Source organism: Bradyrhizobium sp. WD16 (genome assembly GCF_024181725.1).
Taxonomy (GTDB): domain Bacteria; phylum Pseudomonadota; class Alphaproteobacteria; order Rhizobiales; family Xanthobacteraceae; genus Bradyrhizobium_A.
This window is the reverse complement of the sequence record NZ_CP028908.1, coordinates 4,982,020-4,998,373: the sequence shown is the minus strand read 5'-3', so window position 1 is coordinate 4,998,373 and position 16,354 is coordinate 4,982,020. Positions and strand designations below refer to the sequence as shown.

General features: G+C 66.1%; 15 protein-coding genes. 5 read left to right on the top strand and 10 right to left on the bottom strand.

The window, feature by feature from the left end; genetic code table 11:
• Positions 1-228 precede the first annotated feature (228 nt).
• Positions 229-354 (bottom strand): hypothetical protein, encoded by a 126-nt coding sequence (locus DB459_RS27415; RefSeq protein ID WP_256519226.1) that lies wholly within the window; start codon positions 352-354, stop codon positions 229-231.
• Here DB459_RS27415 and DB459_RS27640 point away from each other — a divergent pair.
• Complete coding sequence (locus DB459_RS27640; RefSeq protein ID WP_371926805.1) at positions 343-513, top strand: CxxxxCH/CxxCH domain-containing protein; 171 nt, start codon at positions 343-345, stop codon at positions 511-513. The two genes, DB459_RS27415 and DB459_RS27640, sit on opposite strands and share 12 nt — an antisense overlap.
• Here the strand turns inward: DB459_RS27640 and DB459_RS23025 are convergent.
• Both DB459_RS23025 and DB459_RS23020 read right to left on the bottom strand, forming a co-directional pair.
• Positions 455-1,204, bottom strand: a complete 750-nt coding sequence (locus tag DB459_RS23025) for a hypothetical protein (protein WP_253708379.1) — start codon at positions 1,202-1,204, stop codon at positions 455-457. The two genes, DB459_RS27640 and DB459_RS23025, sit on opposite strands and share 59 nt — an antisense overlap.
• The gene (locus DB459_RS23020) at positions 1,197-1,886 is read right to left on the bottom strand and encodes a hypothetical protein (RefSeq protein ID WP_253708377.1); all 690 of its coding nucleotides are present in this window, start codon (positions 1,884-1,886) and stop codon (positions 1,197-1,199) included. The genes DB459_RS23025 and DB459_RS23020 overlap by 8 nt, the downstream gene beginning before the upstream one ends.
• A 626-nt stretch (positions 1,887-2,512) precedes the next feature.
• On the opposite strand from DB459_RS23020, the gene DB459_RS23015 reads away from it, so the two are divergent.
• On the top strand, positions 2,513-3,523 hold the full coding sequence (locus DB459_RS23015; RefSeq protein WP_253708375.1) for a DUF2155 domain-containing protein: 1,011 nt from the start codon (positions 2,513-2,515) through the stop codon (positions 3,521-3,523).
• Positions 3,524-3,562: 39 nt separating this feature from the next.
• On the opposite strand, the gene aat is transcribed toward DB459_RS23015, so the two are convergent.
• From aat to DB459_RS22985, 6 genes are all read right to left on the bottom strand, one after another.
• Positions 3,563-4,237 carry a leucyl/phenylalanyl-tRNA--protein transferase gene (gene aat / locus DB459_RS23010; RefSeq protein WP_253708373.1) on the bottom strand — a complete coding sequence of 225 codons (675 nt, stop codon included), beginning with the start codon at positions 4,235-4,237 and terminating at the stop codon, positions 3,563-3,565.
• A gap of 71 nt (positions 4,238-4,308) precedes the next feature.
• Entirely contained in the window at positions 4,309-5,655 is a 1,347-nt protein-coding gene (gene accC, locus DB459_RS23005; RefSeq protein WP_253708360.1) for an acetyl-CoA carboxylase biotin carboxylase subunit, read from the bottom strand.
• Between the two features lie 18 nt (positions 5,656-5,673).
• Positions 5,674-6,171 carry an acetyl-CoA carboxylase biotin carboxyl carrier protein gene (accB, locus tag DB459_RS23000; protein ID WP_253708358.1) on the bottom strand — a complete coding sequence of 166 codons (498 nt, stop codon included), beginning with the start codon at positions 6,169-6,171 and terminating at the stop codon, positions 5,674-5,676.
• 43 nt (positions 6,172-6,214) lie between these two features.
• On the bottom strand, positions 6,215-6,670 hold the full coding sequence (gene aroQ, locus DB459_RS22995; RefSeq protein ID WP_253708356.1) for a type II 3-dehydroquinate dehydratase: 456 nt from the start codon (positions 6,668-6,670) through the stop codon (positions 6,215-6,217).
• A gap of 448 nt (positions 6,671-7,118) precedes the next feature.
• The gene (locus DB459_RS22990; protein WP_253708353.1) at positions 7,119-7,895 is read right to left on the bottom strand and encodes a DsbA family protein; all 777 of its coding nucleotides are present in this window, start codon (positions 7,893-7,895) and stop codon (positions 7,119-7,121) included.
• A gap of 77 nt (positions 7,896-7,972) precedes the next feature.
• A complete protein-coding gene (locus tag DB459_RS22985) occupies positions 7,973-9,418 on the bottom strand; it encodes a M48 family metalloprotease (protein ID WP_371927003.1) in 1,446 nt (481 codons plus the stop codon).
• 209 nt (positions 9,419-9,627) lie between these two features.
• Between DB459_RS22985 and DB459_RS22980 the strand changes: the two genes are divergently transcribed.
• The 3 genes from DB459_RS22980 (at position 9,628) to dctA (ending at position 13,046) form a co-directional block, all read left to right on the top strand.
• Entirely contained in the window at positions 9,628-10,827 is a 1,200-nt protein-coding gene (locus DB459_RS22980; protein WP_253708337.1) for a pyridoxal phosphate-dependent aminotransferase, read from the top strand.
• A 159-nt stretch (positions 10,828-10,986) separates the two neighbouring features.
• A complete protein-coding gene (locus tag DB459_RS22975; protein ID WP_253713671.1) occupies positions 10,987-11,535 on the top strand; it encodes a biotin transporter BioY in 549 nt (182 codons plus the stop codon).
• A gap of 182 nt (positions 11,536-11,717) precedes the next feature.
• Complete coding sequence (gene dctA / locus DB459_RS22970) at positions 11,718-13,046, top strand: C4-dicarboxylate transporter DctA (protein ID WP_253708318.1); 1,329 nt, start codon at positions 11,718-11,720, stop codon at positions 13,044-13,046.
• A 118-nt stretch (positions 13,047-13,164) separates the two neighbouring features.
• On the opposite strand, the gene DB459_RS22965 is transcribed toward dctA, so the two are convergent.
• On the bottom strand, positions 13,165-16,209 hold the full coding sequence (locus DB459_RS22965) for an Rne/Rng family ribonuclease (RefSeq protein ID WP_253708298.1): 3,045 nt from the start codon (positions 16,207-16,209) through the stop codon (positions 13,165-13,167).
• Positions 16,210-16,354: the final 145 nt, after the last annotated feature.

Here is a 16,354-nt window from a genome sequence, read left to right as displayed (position 1 = left end):
GGAGCATCCGCCCTTTCCCCGCCGTTAACTCCGGGCATTCGGCTTCGGCAAGAAAATCAGTCGCTTACCTGATTTCGTGTACCAGCTTGTACCAGTTATTCGAAGTTGGTTGATACATAGAAAAAAGCAATCTTAGGATGTCGAAACTGGGGCCAATCGGGCCGCACCTTATTTGACAGTCCGCGATGACGCGATTAGCGCGAAAGGCTTGCGATGACCGCACGGGTGTTAGCGCCGCAGCCACAGGCGCGCAGTCGCCGCGAGCGCGATCAGGGCAAGGGTGCCGATCGCAAGCGGCCCGTCGGCCGCGCCTTTCATCACCCCGAGAATTTCGATCGATAGATGTCCAGACATGGGGCCTCCGCGAGATGCGAGGCCATCCAATGTCATCAGGACGGGAAGGGCGGCAACGCACCGCCACCTGGCCACGCTCCCGAAGCGGGCTCTAGGAAGATTAATTCGCCTCCGGTGGCGGGTTATTCTTCTGAGCCTGGGCCCTTAGAAAGCGCTTGATGCTTCGGCGCGCCGTGGTGATCGCCTCTGTCAAGGCGGCGTTGCTGGTTCCATGTCGCTGGTACTGTGCTGGGAACGTCACCTGAAGCTCCCGAAAAAAGGCCACGAAGGGGGCAGCACGGGCAGGATCGTCGAACTTCGCGAGACCGACCGGCAACTTGTGGGGGGCTAGCAGCTCGATCAGCTCATGCACGAGGCCATTCCATGAGCTGCCCTCCACAAAGCCTTGCTGCGCTCGATCGTTGATCTGCTTGCGAGTCATTTCCATCGCGGTGATCAAACCTGTCATGAAGTCGAGCAACTGTTGCCAGCTCGGTCTGTGCACCTGGCTGAGATATTTGCCGACCTGGCCTTGCACGTAATCGGCTGCCGTCGTTTGCGCTCCTTCCCCTTCGTCGAACATCAGCGACCAAAATTTCTTGCCGGACTTCTCAAGGCGGTTGAGATACGCGAGTGCGTCATCAACAAACGGCGCGTTTTCCTCTCCCGGCTGGCCTCGGAAATATTTCTCGACATGCGCAACGATTTCCTCCCGCAGCGCCGGTGCAAGCTCATGGCCATAAGCGGCCTCGATACGCTGCCAGTCTTCCGGCTTCGGCTCGAAAGCTTGATCTCGCCGCCAGCCGATCGAGTAGGGCAGGCGAAGTCGCCGGCTCTTACGTCGATTTCCCCTTTTGCTGACGCTACTCATCACCGAAATCGTCGTCGTGTGGAAAGCGATCGGGCCATGCCAGCAGCATTCGCTTGAACGTCTCGTAGAAGCCCGCCGGCATCGTCGAAAAGAACGTCGCTACGTAAAGCGAAAGCGGTGTCCATTCCGGCGGCGGCAGGCCAATGCTGCGAAGTGGATCAGTCGGCGAGCGGCGACCGACCGAACTCAACACGATCGAAGCAAAGGCCTCGAACAACGGCCGGGAAGTATCTTTTTCGGCCTCAAAATAAAACTTGCGACGATCGACGGCATGCGCTGCGAAATCGATGCCCGTCTGATCCTCTATCATTGATACGGCGAGGCGGCCTGCGGTGCCGACAGTCACAAAGCCAATGCGCTCGAACATTTTGCGATCGTTCTTCTGGTCGGCCTTCCAGAAACGGCCCATCAAAAATGCGAGCCACACAATTGTCTCGGCCGCGATCACGTCACTGCAGGTGTCGCGAAGATAGCGAACCGATCCCTCCCACGTCGGTTGCGCCTTCCAATGCAGGCCCTTCGTGAAGTCACCTGCCGCGCCCATGATCGCTAGCGAAAGCGTGGTCGCACGGTTGTCGATGCGGCCCGATTTCGCAGTCATTTTGGCCGCCATGCCGAGCAAAATTTTTGGCGAAGCGAGCTTCTCGCAAAAGTCCGTTAGCGGTGCGACCGGTGCACTCATCAGCTATTCCGGTATCGTTGAAGCCGCCGCAGCCGTCGCTTTGTGCGTCGCTGCGGCATCGGGCAAGGCCGCCTCGATCGCTGCGACGCGCTCGGCCTGCAGGTCGAAAAAATATGGGCTAGCAACTCTTGCGCCGGCGCATGCTCGATCATCCATCGTTGCAAGATGTACTCGCGCAAAATGTCTTCGTCATCGTGCTCAGCGTAGGCCGTTTCGAGCAATCGCGCGTAGCTGTCGAAGTCCTCCCCCTGCTGTCCCATGCAGTCAATCCCTTGTGGTCGGCCGACCTGGCGATCACGGCCGGGCGTTCGCATAATGCCCATTATGTCTGGTCAGATGGTGGGAAATGGTGCCGTCATCGACAAGCGGGTAAGAAACATGTTTCTTGTGGCGCGAACCGCCCTTGCGCCGCGTGCCGTTCGTGAAGGCTGATATCACCGTACCAGTTTCGTACCAGAAACGTATGAAACCCTTCTGCACAAAATGAGAACAGACGGCACCGGATGGATTGAAATTGTTGTAGAAATTGCTTTCGTCCTGTTCCCGCCGTATTCGCCGTGTTAACTGGAAGCCTTGCGAGCGGCACGATTTACCCTGCAAACCCGATTCGCTGATTGAAGCCGCGGATGACCCGACCTGTTGCCCTGGTTGCCCTTGCGGCGCTTGCCGTCGCCTCGCTGTCGGCGCTTGCGCCGGCGCAGGCGCAGATCGGCAATATCTTCTCCGATTCGCCGCCGCGGCCGCCCAGCGCCGTGCCATTGGGGCCGGATGACGAGGAAGATGTGCCGGACCTGCCGACGCAGGGCCGCATCCTGCCGATTCCCAGCCGGCCAGCCATGACCGCGCCGCCGCCGGGTCCCGTGCAGTCCCAGCCGCTGCCGCCGCCGGATAGCGCCGCGGTACCTCAGAACCAGAATCCGCCAGGGGTGGCCACCGCTCCGGGCGCTCCGGGAGCGCCGGGCGGCAATGTCGCCAATGCGCCGGCCGGCCCCAATCCGCTGCCGGGCCTGCCGCCCGGTCAGCGCCAGCCGCGCGGCACGCCGCAGCCGACGCCACAGGCGACGCCGCCGTCACCCGCGGCGCTGCAGCCCGGCGACGAGATCGTCACCGAGCCGCCGGCCCAGAAGATCGTCAACAAGAAGGCGGTGTTCTCCGGTCTCGACAAGATCACCGGGCGGATCATCAATTTCGACGTCGATATCGGCGAAACGGTCCAGTTCGGCGCGCTGCGCGTGAAGCCGGACGCCTGCTACACCCGGCCGGCGACGGAGGCGACCAACACCGACGCCTTCGTCGAGGTCGAAGAGATCACGCTGCAGGGCGAGGTGAAGAAGATCTTCTCGGGCTGGATGTTCGCCGCGAGCCCGGGCCTGCACGGCGTCGAGCATCCGATCTATGATATCTGGCTGACCGACTGTAGGGGGCCGGACCAGACCGTCGCGAGCCAGACCGACACACCGCCGCCACCGCCGAAGCCGGCGCCGCCCGTGCAGCGGCGGCCCGCCGCGCGCCCGCCGGCGCAGCCGACGGGCATGGCCAATCCGACGGCGCCGCGGCCGCAACCGCAGCCGTTGCCGCCACCGCCTCAGCCGGAGCAACAGCAGCCTTCCGGCTTCTTCCCGCTGTTCCGGCAATAGGCGCCATCGCCGAAGGAGGGCGTCGCCGCGGCGGCGAGTTCATTCCCCAGTCAAGATGGCCAGCGCTTCCTGGCCGGTGACCGGCCGGTCGGTCGGCAGCGCGTCGAAATCGGCGAAGCCGCCGAGGGCATCGTCGAGCAGGGCGCGGTAGCGCGCCCGCGGCACTTCGACGGCGCCGAGGCTGCGCAGGTGCTCGGTGACGAACTGGGTGTCGAGCAGCGTGAAGCCGCCGGCGATCAGCCGGGCCACGAGGTGCACCAGCGCCACTTTCGAGGCGTCGCGGGCGCGGTGGAACATGCTTTCGCCGAAGAAGGCGCGGCCGAGGCTGACGCCATAGAGACCGCCGACGAGCTCGTCGCCGTCCCAGACCTCGACGCTGTGGCAATGCCCCATGTCGTGCAGCGCGGTGTAGAGGTCGCGGATGCGGCGGTTGATCCAGGTCTCTTCGCGGCCGTCCTGGGGGGCGGCGCAGCCGTCGATGACGCGGCCGAAGGCCTCGTCGACGGTGACCCGGAAACGGTCGCCGCGCACGGTGCGGGCGAGGCGCGAGGAGACGTGCAGGCCGCGCAGCGGAATGATGCCGCGCTGCTCCGGCTCGACCCAGAAGATGGTCGGATCGTCGGCGCTCTCCGCCATCGGAAAGATGCCGCAGGCGTAGGCGCGCAGCAGCACCGCCGGGGTGATCTCGGGGGAGGCGGAGTCGCGGGAAGACATGACCCGCTTATAGCAGGGCGCGGCGCATCCGGCGAACGGCTTCAGCGCCGGGGCTCGCTTAAGCCGATCGCTTAACTCGATCCGTTGGCGAGATACTGCTCGAGCCAATGGATGTGATAGTCGCCGTCGATGATATCCGGCTCGCGGACGAGCGCGCGGAACAGCGGCAACGTGGTCTCGACGCCCTCGACCACCATCTCGTCGAGCGCCCGCCGCAGCCGCATCAGGCATTCCGCCCTGGTCTTGCCGTGGACGATCAGCTTGCCGATCATCGAGTCGTAATAGGGCGGGATGACGTAGCCCTGATACGCGGCGGAATCGATCCGCACGCCGAGGCCGCCCGGCGGATGATATTGCAGGATCTTGCCCGGCGACGGCCGGAAGGTCACCGGGTTCTCGGCGTTGATGCGGCACTCGATGGCGTGACCGCTGACGGTGATGTCCTTCTGCAGGGCCGGCAGGTCGCCGCCGGCGGCGACGCGGATCTGTTCGAGCACGAGGTCGATGTCGGTGATCATCTCGGTCACCGGATGTTCGACCTGGATGCGCGTGTTCATTTCGATGAAATAGAACTCGCCGTCCTCGTAGAGGAATTCGATGGTGCCGACGCCGAGATAGTTCATCTCGCGCATGGCATGGGCGCAGATCTCGCCGATCCGGGCGCGGGCGGCCGCGGTGATGACCGGAGAGGGGCCTTCCTCCCAGACCTTCTGGTGGCGCCGCTGCAGCGAGCAGTCGCGCTCGCCGAGATGGATGGCGCCGCCGCGGCCGTCGCCGAGGATCTGGATCTCGATGTGCCGCGGCCGGGTGAGATACTTTTCCAGATAGACGGTCGGGTCGCCGAAGGCCGATCTCGCCTCGTTGCGCGCGGTCGACAGCGCCAGCGCCAGGTCGGCCTCGGTGTGGGCCACCTTCATGCCGCGGCCGCCGCCGCCGGCGGCGGCCTTCACCAGCACCGGGAAGCCGATCTTGCGGGCGATGGCCATGGCGTCGTCGTCGGGGCCGACGCCGCCGTCCGAGCCGGGCACCACCGGAATGCCGAGGCGGATCGCGGTCTTCTTGGCCTCGATCTTGTCGCCCATCAGGCGGATATGCTCGGCCTTGGGGCCGATGAAATGCAGGTTGTGGTCGGCGAGGATCTCGGCGAAGCGGGCATTCTCCGACAGGAAGCCGTAGCCGGGATGCACGGCGTCGGCGCCGGTGATCTCACAGGCGGCCAGCAGCGCCGGAACGTTGAGGTAGCTGTCCTTGGACGGCGGCGGGCCGATGCACACGCTCTCGTCAGCGAGGCGGACATGCATGGCGTTGGCGTCGGCGGTCGAATGCACCGCGACGGTGGCGATGCCGAGCTCCTTGCAGGCGCGCAGCACGCGCAGGGCGATCTCGCCGCGGTTCGCTATGAGAATCTTGTCGAACATCGCCGTCCTGGGGAGCGCTTATTCGATGATGACCAGCGGCTCGCCGTATTCCACCGGCTGGCCGTCTTCGATCATGATCTGGGTGACCGTGCCGGCGCGCGGCGCCGGAATTTGATTCATGGTCTTCATCGCCTCGATGATCAGCAGCGTATCGCCGGCCTTCACCTTGCTGCCGACCTCGACGAACGGCTTGGCGCCGGGTTCGGCCGCGACATAGGCGGTGCCGACCATCGGCGAGGGCACCGCGCCGGGGTGCTTGGACAGGTCGGCAGCGGCGGGCGCGGCGCCGGCGACCGACGCTGGCGCGGCGAGCACCGGCGCGGCGGCATGTGCCGACGGCATGATCGCGGACATCGTGATGGTGCGCGCGACGCGGATCCGCAGGCCGGCGCGTTCGATCTCGATCTCGGACAGATTGGTCTGGTCGAGCAGGGTGGCGAGATCGCGGATCAGGTCGCGCTCGTCGCTCAGCCGCGCGGCGGCCTGCTCCGGTTTGGAAGTCTTGTCCTGGGCCATGCTGTCGATCCGGAATTCTGTGTCGGGTCAGGAGTTGAGGGAATCAGGCCTTCGCCTTGGCGCCGATGCGCGTGGCGAGTCCGAGAATGGCGAGCCGGTAGCCTTCGATGCCGAAGCCGGCGAGGCTCGCGAAGCAGGCCTTGGCGATGAAGGAATGATGGCGGAAGCTTTCGCGGGCATGCACGTTGGTGACGTGCACCTCGACCGCCGGCAGCGCGACGCCGGTGATGGCGTCGTGCAGCGCGATCGACGTATGGGTGTAGCCGCCGGCATTGATGATCAGGCCCGCCGCCTTCCTGGCGCCGGCCTCGTGGATGAAGTCGATCAGTTCACCTTCGCTGTTGGACTGCCGGCAATCGGCTTCCATGCCGTAGTCGGCGGCGGTGGCGCGGCACAGGGCTTCGACATCCGCCAGGGTGGCGTGGCCGTATTTGTCCGGCTCACGGCTGCCGAGCAGATTGAGGTTCGGTCCGTTGAGGACGAAGATTGTCTGTGACATCGATATCCAGCCGGAGGCGAGCGGAGCGCGGCCGGCAAAAGGGCCGGCCGCCACGGTCTGGCGGGTTATAGGTAGTCTTGGCGGCGAGGAAAAGCCTTCAGGCAGCAGCTATCCCAGCCTAAATCGTTCTGCCGCCTCACAAAAGACTTGCGGGAACAGTCGGATACCGCTCGTTAACCAAGCCCGCGCCGCTAGTGTGGCGTCTCGCAATTGCCTACCGCCTTTGCGGCCAGTCTCTCGTAGGCAATTGCGAGACATAAGCCACACTAGTGTCCTGTTTCCAACGTTCGTATCCCATTGCAGCAGGCGCTCATACGAACGTTGGAAACAAGGGGACACTAGCATCATTATGATTCTAGTGTGATTTTGGATCTGACGCGCGTTCGAAGAACTCGCTGCAATACTGAAACGAGCGTCAGATCCACCGCACCAAGCCTTCGGGTCAGCGTCAGCACGAGGCCTTGCCGCAGCGCGCTTCGTTGATCTTTTTGCTCAGGCCGTCGATCCCGATGGCGCCGACGACGACCTGGTTGCCGACGACGTAACTCGGCGTGCCGTTGAGGCCCATGTCCTCGGCGAGCTTGAAGTTCTCCTGCAGCGTGGCGCGGACCTCGGGGCTCGACAGGTCCTTCTCGAGCCGCGCCATGTCGAGGCCGGCATCCTTGGCCGCCGCCATCGCATGAGCCTTGTCGGCCTGGCCGCGGCCGCCGAGCAGCTTCTGGTGGAAGTCGAGATACTTCTTGCCGGCGGGGTCCTGCATGCGCACTGCGACCGCGACCTGCGCCGCCTCGACCGAACCCGGGCCAAGCACCGGAAATTCCTTCAGCGTCACCCGGAGCTTGGGATCGGCCTTGATCAGGTCGAGCATGTCGCTCATGGCGCGCTTGCAGTAGCCGCAATTGTAATCGAAGAACTCGACGAAATTGACGTCGCCGTTGCGGTTGCCGATCAGCACGCCGCGCGGCGAATTGAAGATCAGGTCGGCATTCTTCTTCACGGCGGCCGCGTGCTTCTCGGCGTCGGCTGCCGTCTGGCGCTTGGTCAGTTCCGCCGACATCTCCTCGAGGATTTCCGGATGGGCGAGCAGGTAGTCCTTGACGATGCCCTCGATCTCGCCGCGTTGGGCCCCGGTCAGGGACTGCGCGTGGATCGCCGCCGGCACTGCCAGCGCGGTGGCGGCGAGGAGGGCAGCGGCGAGGGGGCGGCGCAGGAAGGTGAGAGGCATCGCAAGTCCTTTTCTTCAAAGTCGGTGATCGAGCGAACGGGCCGCGGCGGCAGCGTGCGCCGGTTCCCGAAGTGTGGTCAGTTCTTTTGGCCGGGCAATGGCTTTGTGGTCACGATGTCGTCCGCCTTGACCCAGCCCGGGGTGCCGATGGCGAAGCGTGTCTTGGCCCGGGACGCGAGATCGCGGGCGGTCTTGAAGTCGCCGCGCATATAAGCGGCCTGGGCGGACGCGAGGTCCGCCTCGGCGTAATTTCCCTTGCGGCCGTAGGCCATCGCAAGCTGGGTATAGCCCAGCACGGCCTCCGGTTCCTTGGCGAGAGCGGCACGCAGAATCGTAATCGCCTCATCGGCGTAGGCCCGATTATCAGATGCCACCAGGGCCTGCCCAAGTAACATCTCGATGAGCGGGGCATTGCCCGACAGCTGGACCGCCTTGCGCAGCGGCGCGACCGCCTCGGCCGGCTTGCCGCCTTCGAGCAGCGCCTGGCCGCGGACCTCATAGAAATAGGGATTGTTGGGCTGCTCCCGGATCAGGCTGTCGATCTCCGCCAGGGCGACGCGCAGGTCGCCGTGGCGGTAGGTGGAAATCGCCCGGGCATAGCGCGCCGGCAGGGTGGCATTGCCCGGCGGGTATTTGCGCCGCACGGTGTCGGGGCGATCCATGAATCCGGAGATCTTGGCGCGCATCAGATCGTGGCGCAGCTGCAGTGCGGGATCGTCCTTCCTGTCCCAATAGGGACTGGTGCGGGCGATCTGCTCGAGCGCGGCGACGCGATCGGCCGGCATCGGGTGCGACAGCGTGTAGGGATCGCTGCCCTGGGCCGCGAACAGGATCTGCTCCGAGAACCGCCTGAAGGTCGTGTACATGCCCTTGGCGGACTGGCCGGTCGCGTTCAGGAACTTGACCGCAGCGCGGTCGGCGTTCTCCTCCTGCTGGCGCTGGTAGGACAACAGGTTGCGGCGAATGGCCTCCTGCGGCGCGCTGATCGCGGCGGCGCCGATCTGGCCAGCGCCCGAGCTGTTGCTGCGTGCGCCGGCGACCATGGCGCCGAGGCCGAGCAGCATGGCGATGATCATCTGGGTCTGCGCCTGGGAGAGCTGCTCGCGCAGCTTGGCGAGATGGCCGCCGGCGAGATGGCCGGTCTCGTGGGCGAGCACGCCGATGATTTCATTCGGCGTCTGGGCGTCGAGCAGGGCGCCGTAATTGACGAAGATCCGGCGCCCGTCGGCGACGAAGGCGTTGAAGGAGCGATCGTTGATGATGGTGATCTGGATGTTCTGCTTTTCCAGTCCGGCGGCGCGCAGGACCGGGCGGGTATAGTCGCGCAGCAGCTGCTCGATCTCGGCGTCGCGCAGGGTCGGTGGGCCCTTGGCCTGCTGGGCGTCGGCGGCGAGGGGCCCCAAGGCCAGCGCTGCGGCGGTCAGCCACGCCGTGAGCCGGGCCGGCAGGGAACGACGGCCACCGTCCCGCGGCCGAGCGGCGACAGCGGGCAAGGCAGCATTGAGCGTGCAGTCGCTGAGCATGGAAACCGTCACGTCCGGGATACCGTCCTGAGCTGTATCGCGCCTCTGCGGTCGATGGGAAATCCGGGCTCAGGACCGCTCTGGATTTGCGCCTCGAGTCCGCCTAACAAGGGTTTGCCTACTGAGAGTCAGCCTTACAAACCGGCGAATACGGCGACCGCGCGGCGCAGTCGCGATGGTTCAGCCGCAAGCGTGACATAGCAATTTCGATGGCCAATGTGAAACCTTTAGCGGCTGCTGCGAGCCTGTTGACCCCGTCCGCCCGCAGCGATGTTCCTCCCTTCATGGTCATGGACGTGATGGCTGCGGCGGCGCGGATCGAGGCGTCGGGCGGCCACGTCGTCCACATGGAGGTCGGCCAGCCGGCCGCGTCGGCGCCGACCTGTGCCCTTGCCGCCGCCCATGCGGCGATCGATGCCGGGCGGATCGACTACACCTCCGCGCTCGGCATTCCGTCGCTGCGCGCCCGGATCGCGCGCCATTACCATGAGACCTATGGCTGCGCTCTCGATCCGGAGCGGATCGTCGTCACCACAGGTTCGTCGGGCGGCTTCATCCTGGCCTTTCTGGCGCTGTTCGAGCCGGGCGACCGGGTCGCAGTGACGGTACCGGGATATCCGCCGTACCGGCACGTCCTCACGGCGCTCGGTTGCGAGCCGGTGCTGATCGAGACGAGGAGCGAGGACCGCCACGCGCTGACCGGCGAGATGCTGCTCGCCGCCCATCGGCGCGCGCCGCTCAAAGGCGTGCTGGTTGCGAGCCCGGCCAATCCCACCGGTACGATGATGAGCAGCGAGGCGCTGTCGAGCCTGATGGCCGCGGCCGACGGTGCGGGCATCCGCTTCATTTCCGACGAGATCTATCATGGCCTCGACTACGCGTTTCCGGCGGTGACCGCGGCGGCGCTGTCGCAGGATGCCGTCGTGATCAATTCCTTCTCGAAGTACTTCTGCATGACCGGCTGGCGCGTCGGCTGGATGGTGGTGCCGGATCGACTGGTGCGGCCGATCGAACGGCTGCAGCAGAATCTTGCGATCTCGGTGCCGACATTGTCGCAGATTGCGGCGGAGGCTGCCTTCGAGGGACGGACCGAAATGGATGCGGTCAGGCATGGCTACCAGGAGAACCGCCAGATCCTGATCGAGGGGCTGCCCAAAGCGGGGCTCGATCGCTTCCTGCCGGCCGACGGCGCGTTTTACCTCTATGCCGACGTCTCGCGCTTCTGCGCCGACAGTTTCGTCTTCGCCTCGCGCATGCTGGAGGAGGCTCACGTGGCGGCCACGCCCGGCGTCGATTTCGATCCGATCCATGGCCGTGCCTTCGTCCGTTTCTCCTATGCGCGTTCGACCGAGGACATGCGCACGGCCGTGGCGCGGATCGGCCGCTGGCTCGCGACCGCGACGTTCTGAGATCGCGGCTGTGCGCATGGCCGCGGCGCGCGGCCGGGCTTGCCTGAAAGAGCGGGGCGTGGTCAGTGCGAGGAAGCTTGCTGCAGGACAAGGAGATTTGCAGTGCCTGAGACGACAACTTCTTCCCATCGCCAGCGCGGCGCGGCATTGCGGCCCGCGATGCATTCGGCGGCCGGCGCCCTGGCGCGCAACGCCATCCTCGTCCTGGCCGGCTCGGCGCTGCTGGCGCTGTCCGCCAAGATCAACGTCCCGCTTCCCTACGTGCCCATGACGATGCAGAGCCTGGTCGTGCTGCTGATCGGCGCCGCCTATGGCTGGCGGCTGGGTCTGGCCACGCTGCTGGCCTATCTCGGCGAAGGCGCGGCCGGGCTGCCGGTGTTTGCCGGTCCGGTGGGGGGGCCCGCGGTGTTCGCCGGCCCGACCGCCGGGTATCTCGTCGGCTTCGTCCTTGCCGCGGTGCTGATGGGCGTCATCGTCGAGCGCATGGGGCGTTCCGTCGCCGTGCTGGGCGTCGGCATGCTCGCCGGTCACGCCGTGATGCTGGCGGCCGGTTTCGCCTGGCTGGTCGGCGGCCTCGGGCTCGGCGCGGAGAAGGCCTGGCTCGTCGGGGTGGTGCCGTTCGTCGCTGGCTCGGTGATCAAGAGCGCGCTCGGTGCCCTGGGGTTGCCCTTGCTGCATCGCAGCACGGAGCGGCTGTCGCGGCGCTGATCGCCGCCGGCCGGAACGCCTTGTTTTTCATCATGTTGGAGCCCCGGCGCGGCCTGCGCCGGGGCTCATTTTTTTCCACCGGACGGCATTGGCAGGGCGGCGGGCGCACCTTATAGGGTGCGGCGTTCAGTCATGTAACGATGTCATCCGCGTGACGCGTCACTAAGAGGGGAAACGGGGAAATGTCCACGACAACCATCATGCCGGCGGTGGCAGCACCGGCGCGCAAGCCCTGGTACAAGATCCTTTATGTCCAGGTGCTGATCGCGATCCTGCTCGGCATCGTGGTCGGCTGGCTCGATCCCAAGCTCGCCACCAATGAATGGATCAAGGCCCTCGGCGACGGCTTCGTGAAGCTCATCAAGATGGTGATCGCGCCGATCATCTTCTGCACGGTGGTCTCCGGCATCGCCCATATCCAGGACGCCAAGAAGGTCGGCCGGGTCGGCATCAAGGCGCTGTTCTATTTCGAGATCGTCTCGACCTTCGCCCTGCTGCTCGGCCTCGTCGTCGGCAACCTGTTCCAGGTCGGTCACGGCCTTGCCGCCAGGCCGGACGCCGCGGCGGTCGCGGGCTATATCAAGCAGGCCGAGTCTCAGAAGTCGGTGGATTTCGTCCTCAACATCATTCCCGACAGCGTCGTCGGCGCACTCGCCCGTGGCGACATCCTGCAGGTGCTGCTGTTTGCCATCCTGTTCGGCTTTGCCCTGATGGCGCTCGGCGAGCGCGGCCATACGCTGCGCAACCTGATCGACGACACCGCGCATGCGGTATTCGGCGTCATCGCCATCGTCATGAAGGCGGCGCCGCTCGGCGCCTTCGGCGCCATGGCCTACACCATCGGCAAGTTCGGCCCCCAGGCGCTCGGCAACCTGTTCGGCCTGATCGCGCTGTTCTATCTGACCGCGGGGATCTTCGTCGTCGTGGTGCTCGGGCTGATCGCGCGCTTCGTCGGCTTCAGCATCTTCAAGTTCATCCGCTATATCCGCGACGAACTCCTGATCGTGCTCGGCACCAGCTCGTCGGAAAGCGCGCTGCCGCAGCTGATGGAGAAGCTGGAGCGGCTCGGCTGTTCGAAGTCGGTCGTCGGTCTCGTGGTGCCGACCGGCTATTCGTTCAACCTCGACGGCACCAACATCTACATGACGCTGGCGACGCTGTTCATCTCCCAGGCGCTCGGCTTCGACCTCACGCTGAACCAGCAGCTCACCATTTTGGTGGTGGCGATGCTGACCTCCAAGGGCGCGAGCGGCGTCACCGGCGCAGGCTTCATCACGCTTGCGGCGACGCTGAGCGTGGTCAATCCGGCACTGGTGCCCGGCATGGCGATCGTGTTCTCGATCGACAAGTTCATGAGCGAATGCCGCGCGCTGACCAACATCACCGGCAACGGCGTTGCCGCGGTGTTCGTCTCGTGGTGGGAGGGCGAGCTCGATCGCGACAAGCTCAATGCCGCGCTCAACCGGACCGTCGATCCGTCCGACGTCGAGACGGCGATCACCACCGGCTGAGCCGCCGGCACGTCGACCCCAGACGAAAACGCCCGGCCGATCGGCCGGGCGTTTTTTTTTCAAGGGCTCGCAACTCGATCCGTCCGGCGCGAGGGCTCCCCCGCCGACCTCGTCGTCTTCAGTTGCCGCCGCCGAAGCGACGCGACCACCAGCCGGCCTTGCGCGGCGCGGCAGATTCGGCCGGCTGCGGCGCCGGCGCCTGTGGCGCGGGAGCGATGTGCTGAGCCGGGGCGCTCTCCGGCGACGGAGCGGCTTCGGCCGCGGGGGCCGGGGCTTCGGCGGGCGGCAGCGCGGCGTCGCCCTGCGGCTCGGCCGTGAAGAAGCTCACCTTCTCACGAATCGTCGAGCCGCGGCGGGGCTTGGTGGTGTCGCCGTCACCGCTGTCGGTTTCCGGCGCGGCGGGCGCCTGCGGCGCTTCAACCGGCGCGGCGCCGTTCAGATCGGCGACGGCCTCTGCGACGTCCGGCGGCGAGACGTGGAGCTCGTCGGAAATGGCTGCCGCCGAGCCCTCATGCTCTTGCCCTTCGGCACCGTCTTGACCGCCCCGGCGGCGCCGGCCACCGCGGCGTCCACGGCGGCGCGGACGGCGCTCACCACCAGCTTCGACCTGCTCCTGACCTTCACGCTCCTCGGACTCGTCTTCGGCGCCTTCGCCTTCATCGACCTCGGAGGTCTCGCTCGGCTCGGCATCGTCGGACGGGACGATCGCCGGGCTTTCGAGCTGCTCCTCGGAACCGGGAGCGCCCTCGCGGGCTTCCCCGCTACGACCGCGACGCCGTCGCCGCCGCCGGCGGCGACGGCCGCCTTCGCCAGCCTCGCCCGATTCCTCGGCGGGAGCGCCCTCGGCGGCTTCCTCGGTGTCCTCGCTCTCGAGTTCGCCCTCGAAGTCGCCGAACTCGTCTTCATCGGGCGGCTCGATCAGCGCAGGCGGCGCCGCTGCCGCCTGGGCGGCGAGCAGCGCCTTGGCCGCTTCCAGCGTGTGGACCTGTTCGCCACGGTCAATCACATAGGACTGCTGGCCGTTGACGGTCGGGTCGGCGAGGATCGACAGCGTGACCTTGAAGCTGTTCTCGAGATCGCGCAGATGACCGCGCTTGTGGTTGAGGACGTAGAGCGCGACCTCGGTGCGGGTCCGCACGACGAGATTGTGGGTCGCGCCCTTCATCAGCACTTCTTCGAGGCCGCGCAGCAGCTGCAGCGCCACCGAGGCGACCGAGCGGACGTGACCGGTTCCGCCGCAATGCGGGCAGGGCTCGGTCGAGCTCTCGAGCACGCTGGCGCGGATGCGTTGGCGCGACATCTCCAGCAGGCCGAAATGCGAGATCCGGCCGACCTGGATGCGGGCGCGGTCATGGCGCAGGCACTCGCTGAGCTTGCGCTCGACCGAGCGGTTGTTGCGCTTCTCGTCCATGTCGATGAAATCGATGACGATCAGCCCGGCGAGGTCGCGCAGCCGTAGTTGCCGCGCGACTTCTTCCGCCGCCTCGAGATTGGTCTTGAGCGCCGTGTCCTCGATGTGATGCTCGCGGGTCGAGCGTCCAGAGTTGACGTCGATCGAGACCAGCGCCTCGGTCTGGTTGATGACGATATAGCCGCCCGAGCGCAGCTGCACCGTCGGCGAGAACATCGCGTCGAGCTGGCTCTCGACGCCCATGCGCGAGAACAGCGGCTGCTGGTCGCGATAGAGCTTCACCGCGCGGGTATGCGTCGGCATCAGCATTTTCATGAAATCGCGGGCTTCGTGGTAGCCGTCCTCGCCGGCGACCAGGATCTCGTCGATCTCCTTGTTGTAGAGGTCGCGCAACGAGCGCTTGATCAGCGAGCCTTCCTCGTAGACCAGGGTGGGCGCCTGCGACTGCAGCGTGAGGTCGCGCACCGTCTCCCACATCCGGATCAGGTATTCGAAGTCGCGCTTGATCTCCTGCTTGGTGCGCGAGGCGCCGGCGGTGCGCAGGATGATGCCCATGCCCTCGGGCACGTCGAGATCCTGCACGACCTCCTTGAGACGGGTGCGGTCCTGGGCCGAGGTGATCTTGCGGCTGATGCCGCCGCCGCGGGCGGTGTTGGGCATCAGCACCGCGTAACGGCCGGCGAGCGACAGGTAGGTGGTCAGCGCCGCGCCCTTGTTGCCGCGCTCTTCCTTGACGACCTGCACCAGCATCACCTGGCGGCGCTTGATGACTTCCTGGATCTTGTACTGGCGGCGAGGCCGGAAGGCACGCTCGGGAACCTCCTCGAGGGCGTCGTCGCCGCCGACGGATTCGACCGCTTCGTCTTCGGTCTCCTCTTCGTCGTCCTCGTCGTCATCCTCGTCGTCGTCGGCCCCGGCCTCGACCGCTTCGCCGGTGTCGGCAGCGAATTCGACGGCATGAGGCTCACCATGGTGCTCATGGTCGTCAGGGTGCCCGTGATCGTCCTCGGTGTGGCCGCCATCGCGATCGTCGGCTGCCCCGAACTCGCCGCCGTGGGTTTCGTCGTCGTGATACTCGTCGGCGGCTTCCCCGCTCGCGGCGACGACGTCAGGCCGGTCGAAACCGCGGGCGACCACCGGCGGCACGTCGTCATCGTGAGCGTGATCGTCGTGGATCAGCTCGCGGCCGTCGTCGTCATGGCGGGCATCGGCACGACGCGCTTCGCCAAGTTCTGCATCATTGTGCTGCGCTTCGGCGTGTCCAGCCTCGCCATAGGGCGCTTCGCCATGGCTTGCCTCGGCGACGGCCTGGGCCTCGCCCTCGAATGCGGCGGCCGGCGCCTCGGCGCCACCTTCGACGATTTCGCTGCGCACCCGTTCGCCATGGCCGCGGCGGCGCGCGCCGCGATGGCGCGACCGACGGCGACGATCGCGGTGCTCGGATTCTTCCTCAGCCTCGCGGTGGGCGCGCTCCTCGGCCTCGATCAGCGCCTGCCGGTCGGCAACCGGGATCTGATAGTAATCGGGATGGATTTCGCTGAAGGCCAGGAAGCCGTGCCGGTTGCCGCCGTATTCGACGAAGGCGGCCTGCAGCGAGGGTTCGACCCTGGTGACTTTAGCGAGGTAGATATTACCGCGGAGCTGCTTGCGCTGGGCTGACTCGAAATCAAACTCTTCAACGCGATTGCCGCGGACCACCACGACCCGGGTTTCTTCCGGATGGGTGGCATCGATCAACATCTTGTTTGGCATTGGAAAACTCTCGGCGGCGGAACGCCCGTCTGTCGGCCGGCGCAAGGCGCGCGGCGGGGTTGGGTGACGGTCCACCTGATTCGGGGGTGAGGGGAAGGCCGAAGGAGCTCTCGATGCGCTTTGCCCGCTCAGGTCGGGCGAACAG

What these genes read in the sequence shown, in the direction of transcription:
- DB459_RS27640 (WP_371926805.1), top strand. Translation starts at nt 343, where the DNA reads ATGTCCAGACATGGGGCCTCCGCGAGATGCGAGGCCATCCAATGTCAT.
- DB459_RS27415 (WP_256519226.1), bottom strand. Translation starts at nt 354, where the DNA reads ATGTCTGGACATCTATCGATCGAAATTCTCGGGGTGATGAAAGGCGCG.
- DB459_RS23025 (WP_253708379.1), bottom strand. Translation starts at nt 1,204, where the DNA reads ATGAGTAGCGTCAGCAAAAGGGGAAATCGACGTAAGAGCCGGCGACTT.
- DB459_RS23020 (WP_253708377.1), bottom strand. Translation starts at nt 1,886, where the DNA reads ATGAGTGCACCGGTCGCACCGCTAACGGACTTTTGCGAGAAGCTCGCT.
- DB459_RS23015 (WP_253708375.1), top strand. Translation starts at nt 2,513, where the DNA reads ATGACCCGACCTGTTGCCCTGGTTGCCCTTGCGGCGCTTGCCGTCGCC.
- aat (WP_253708373.1), bottom strand. Translation starts at nt 4,237, where the DNA reads ATGTCTTCCCGCGACTCCGCCTCCCCCGAGATCACCCCGGCGGTGCTG.
- accC (WP_253708360.1), bottom strand. Translation starts at nt 5,655, where the DNA reads ATGTTCGACAAGATTCTCATAGCGAACCGCGGCGAGATCGCCCTGCGC.
- accB (WP_253708358.1), bottom strand. Translation starts at nt 6,171, where the DNA reads ATGGCCCAGGACAAGACTTCCAAACCGGAGCAGGCCGCCGCGCGGCTG.
- aroQ (WP_253708356.1), bottom strand. Translation starts at nt 6,670, where the DNA reads ATGTCACAGACAATCTTCGTCCTCAACGGACCGAACCTCAATCTGCTC.
- DB459_RS22990 (WP_253708353.1), bottom strand. Translation starts at nt 7,895, where the DNA reads ATGCCTCTCACCTTCCTGCGCCGCCCCCTCGCCGCTGCCCTCCTCGCC.
- DB459_RS22985 (WP_371927003.1), bottom strand. Translation starts at nt 9,418, where the DNA reads ATGCTCAGCGACTGCACGCTCAATGCTGCCTTGCCCGCTGTCGCCGCT.
- DB459_RS22980 (WP_253708337.1), top strand. Translation starts at nt 9,628, where the DNA reads ATGGCCAATGTGAAACCTTTAGCGGCTGCTGCGAGCCTGTTGACCCCG.
- DB459_RS22975 (WP_253713671.1), top strand. Translation starts at nt 10,987, where the DNA reads ATGCATTCGGCGGCCGGCGCCCTGGCGCGCAACGCCATCCTCGTCCTG.
- dctA (WP_253708318.1), top strand. Translation starts at nt 11,718, where the DNA reads ATGTCCACGACAACCATCATGCCGGCGGTGGCAGCACCGGCGCGCAAG.
- DB459_RS22965 (WP_253708298.1), bottom strand. Translation starts at nt 16,209, where the DNA reads ATGCCAAACAAGATGTTGATCGATGCCACCCATCCGGAAGAAACCCGG.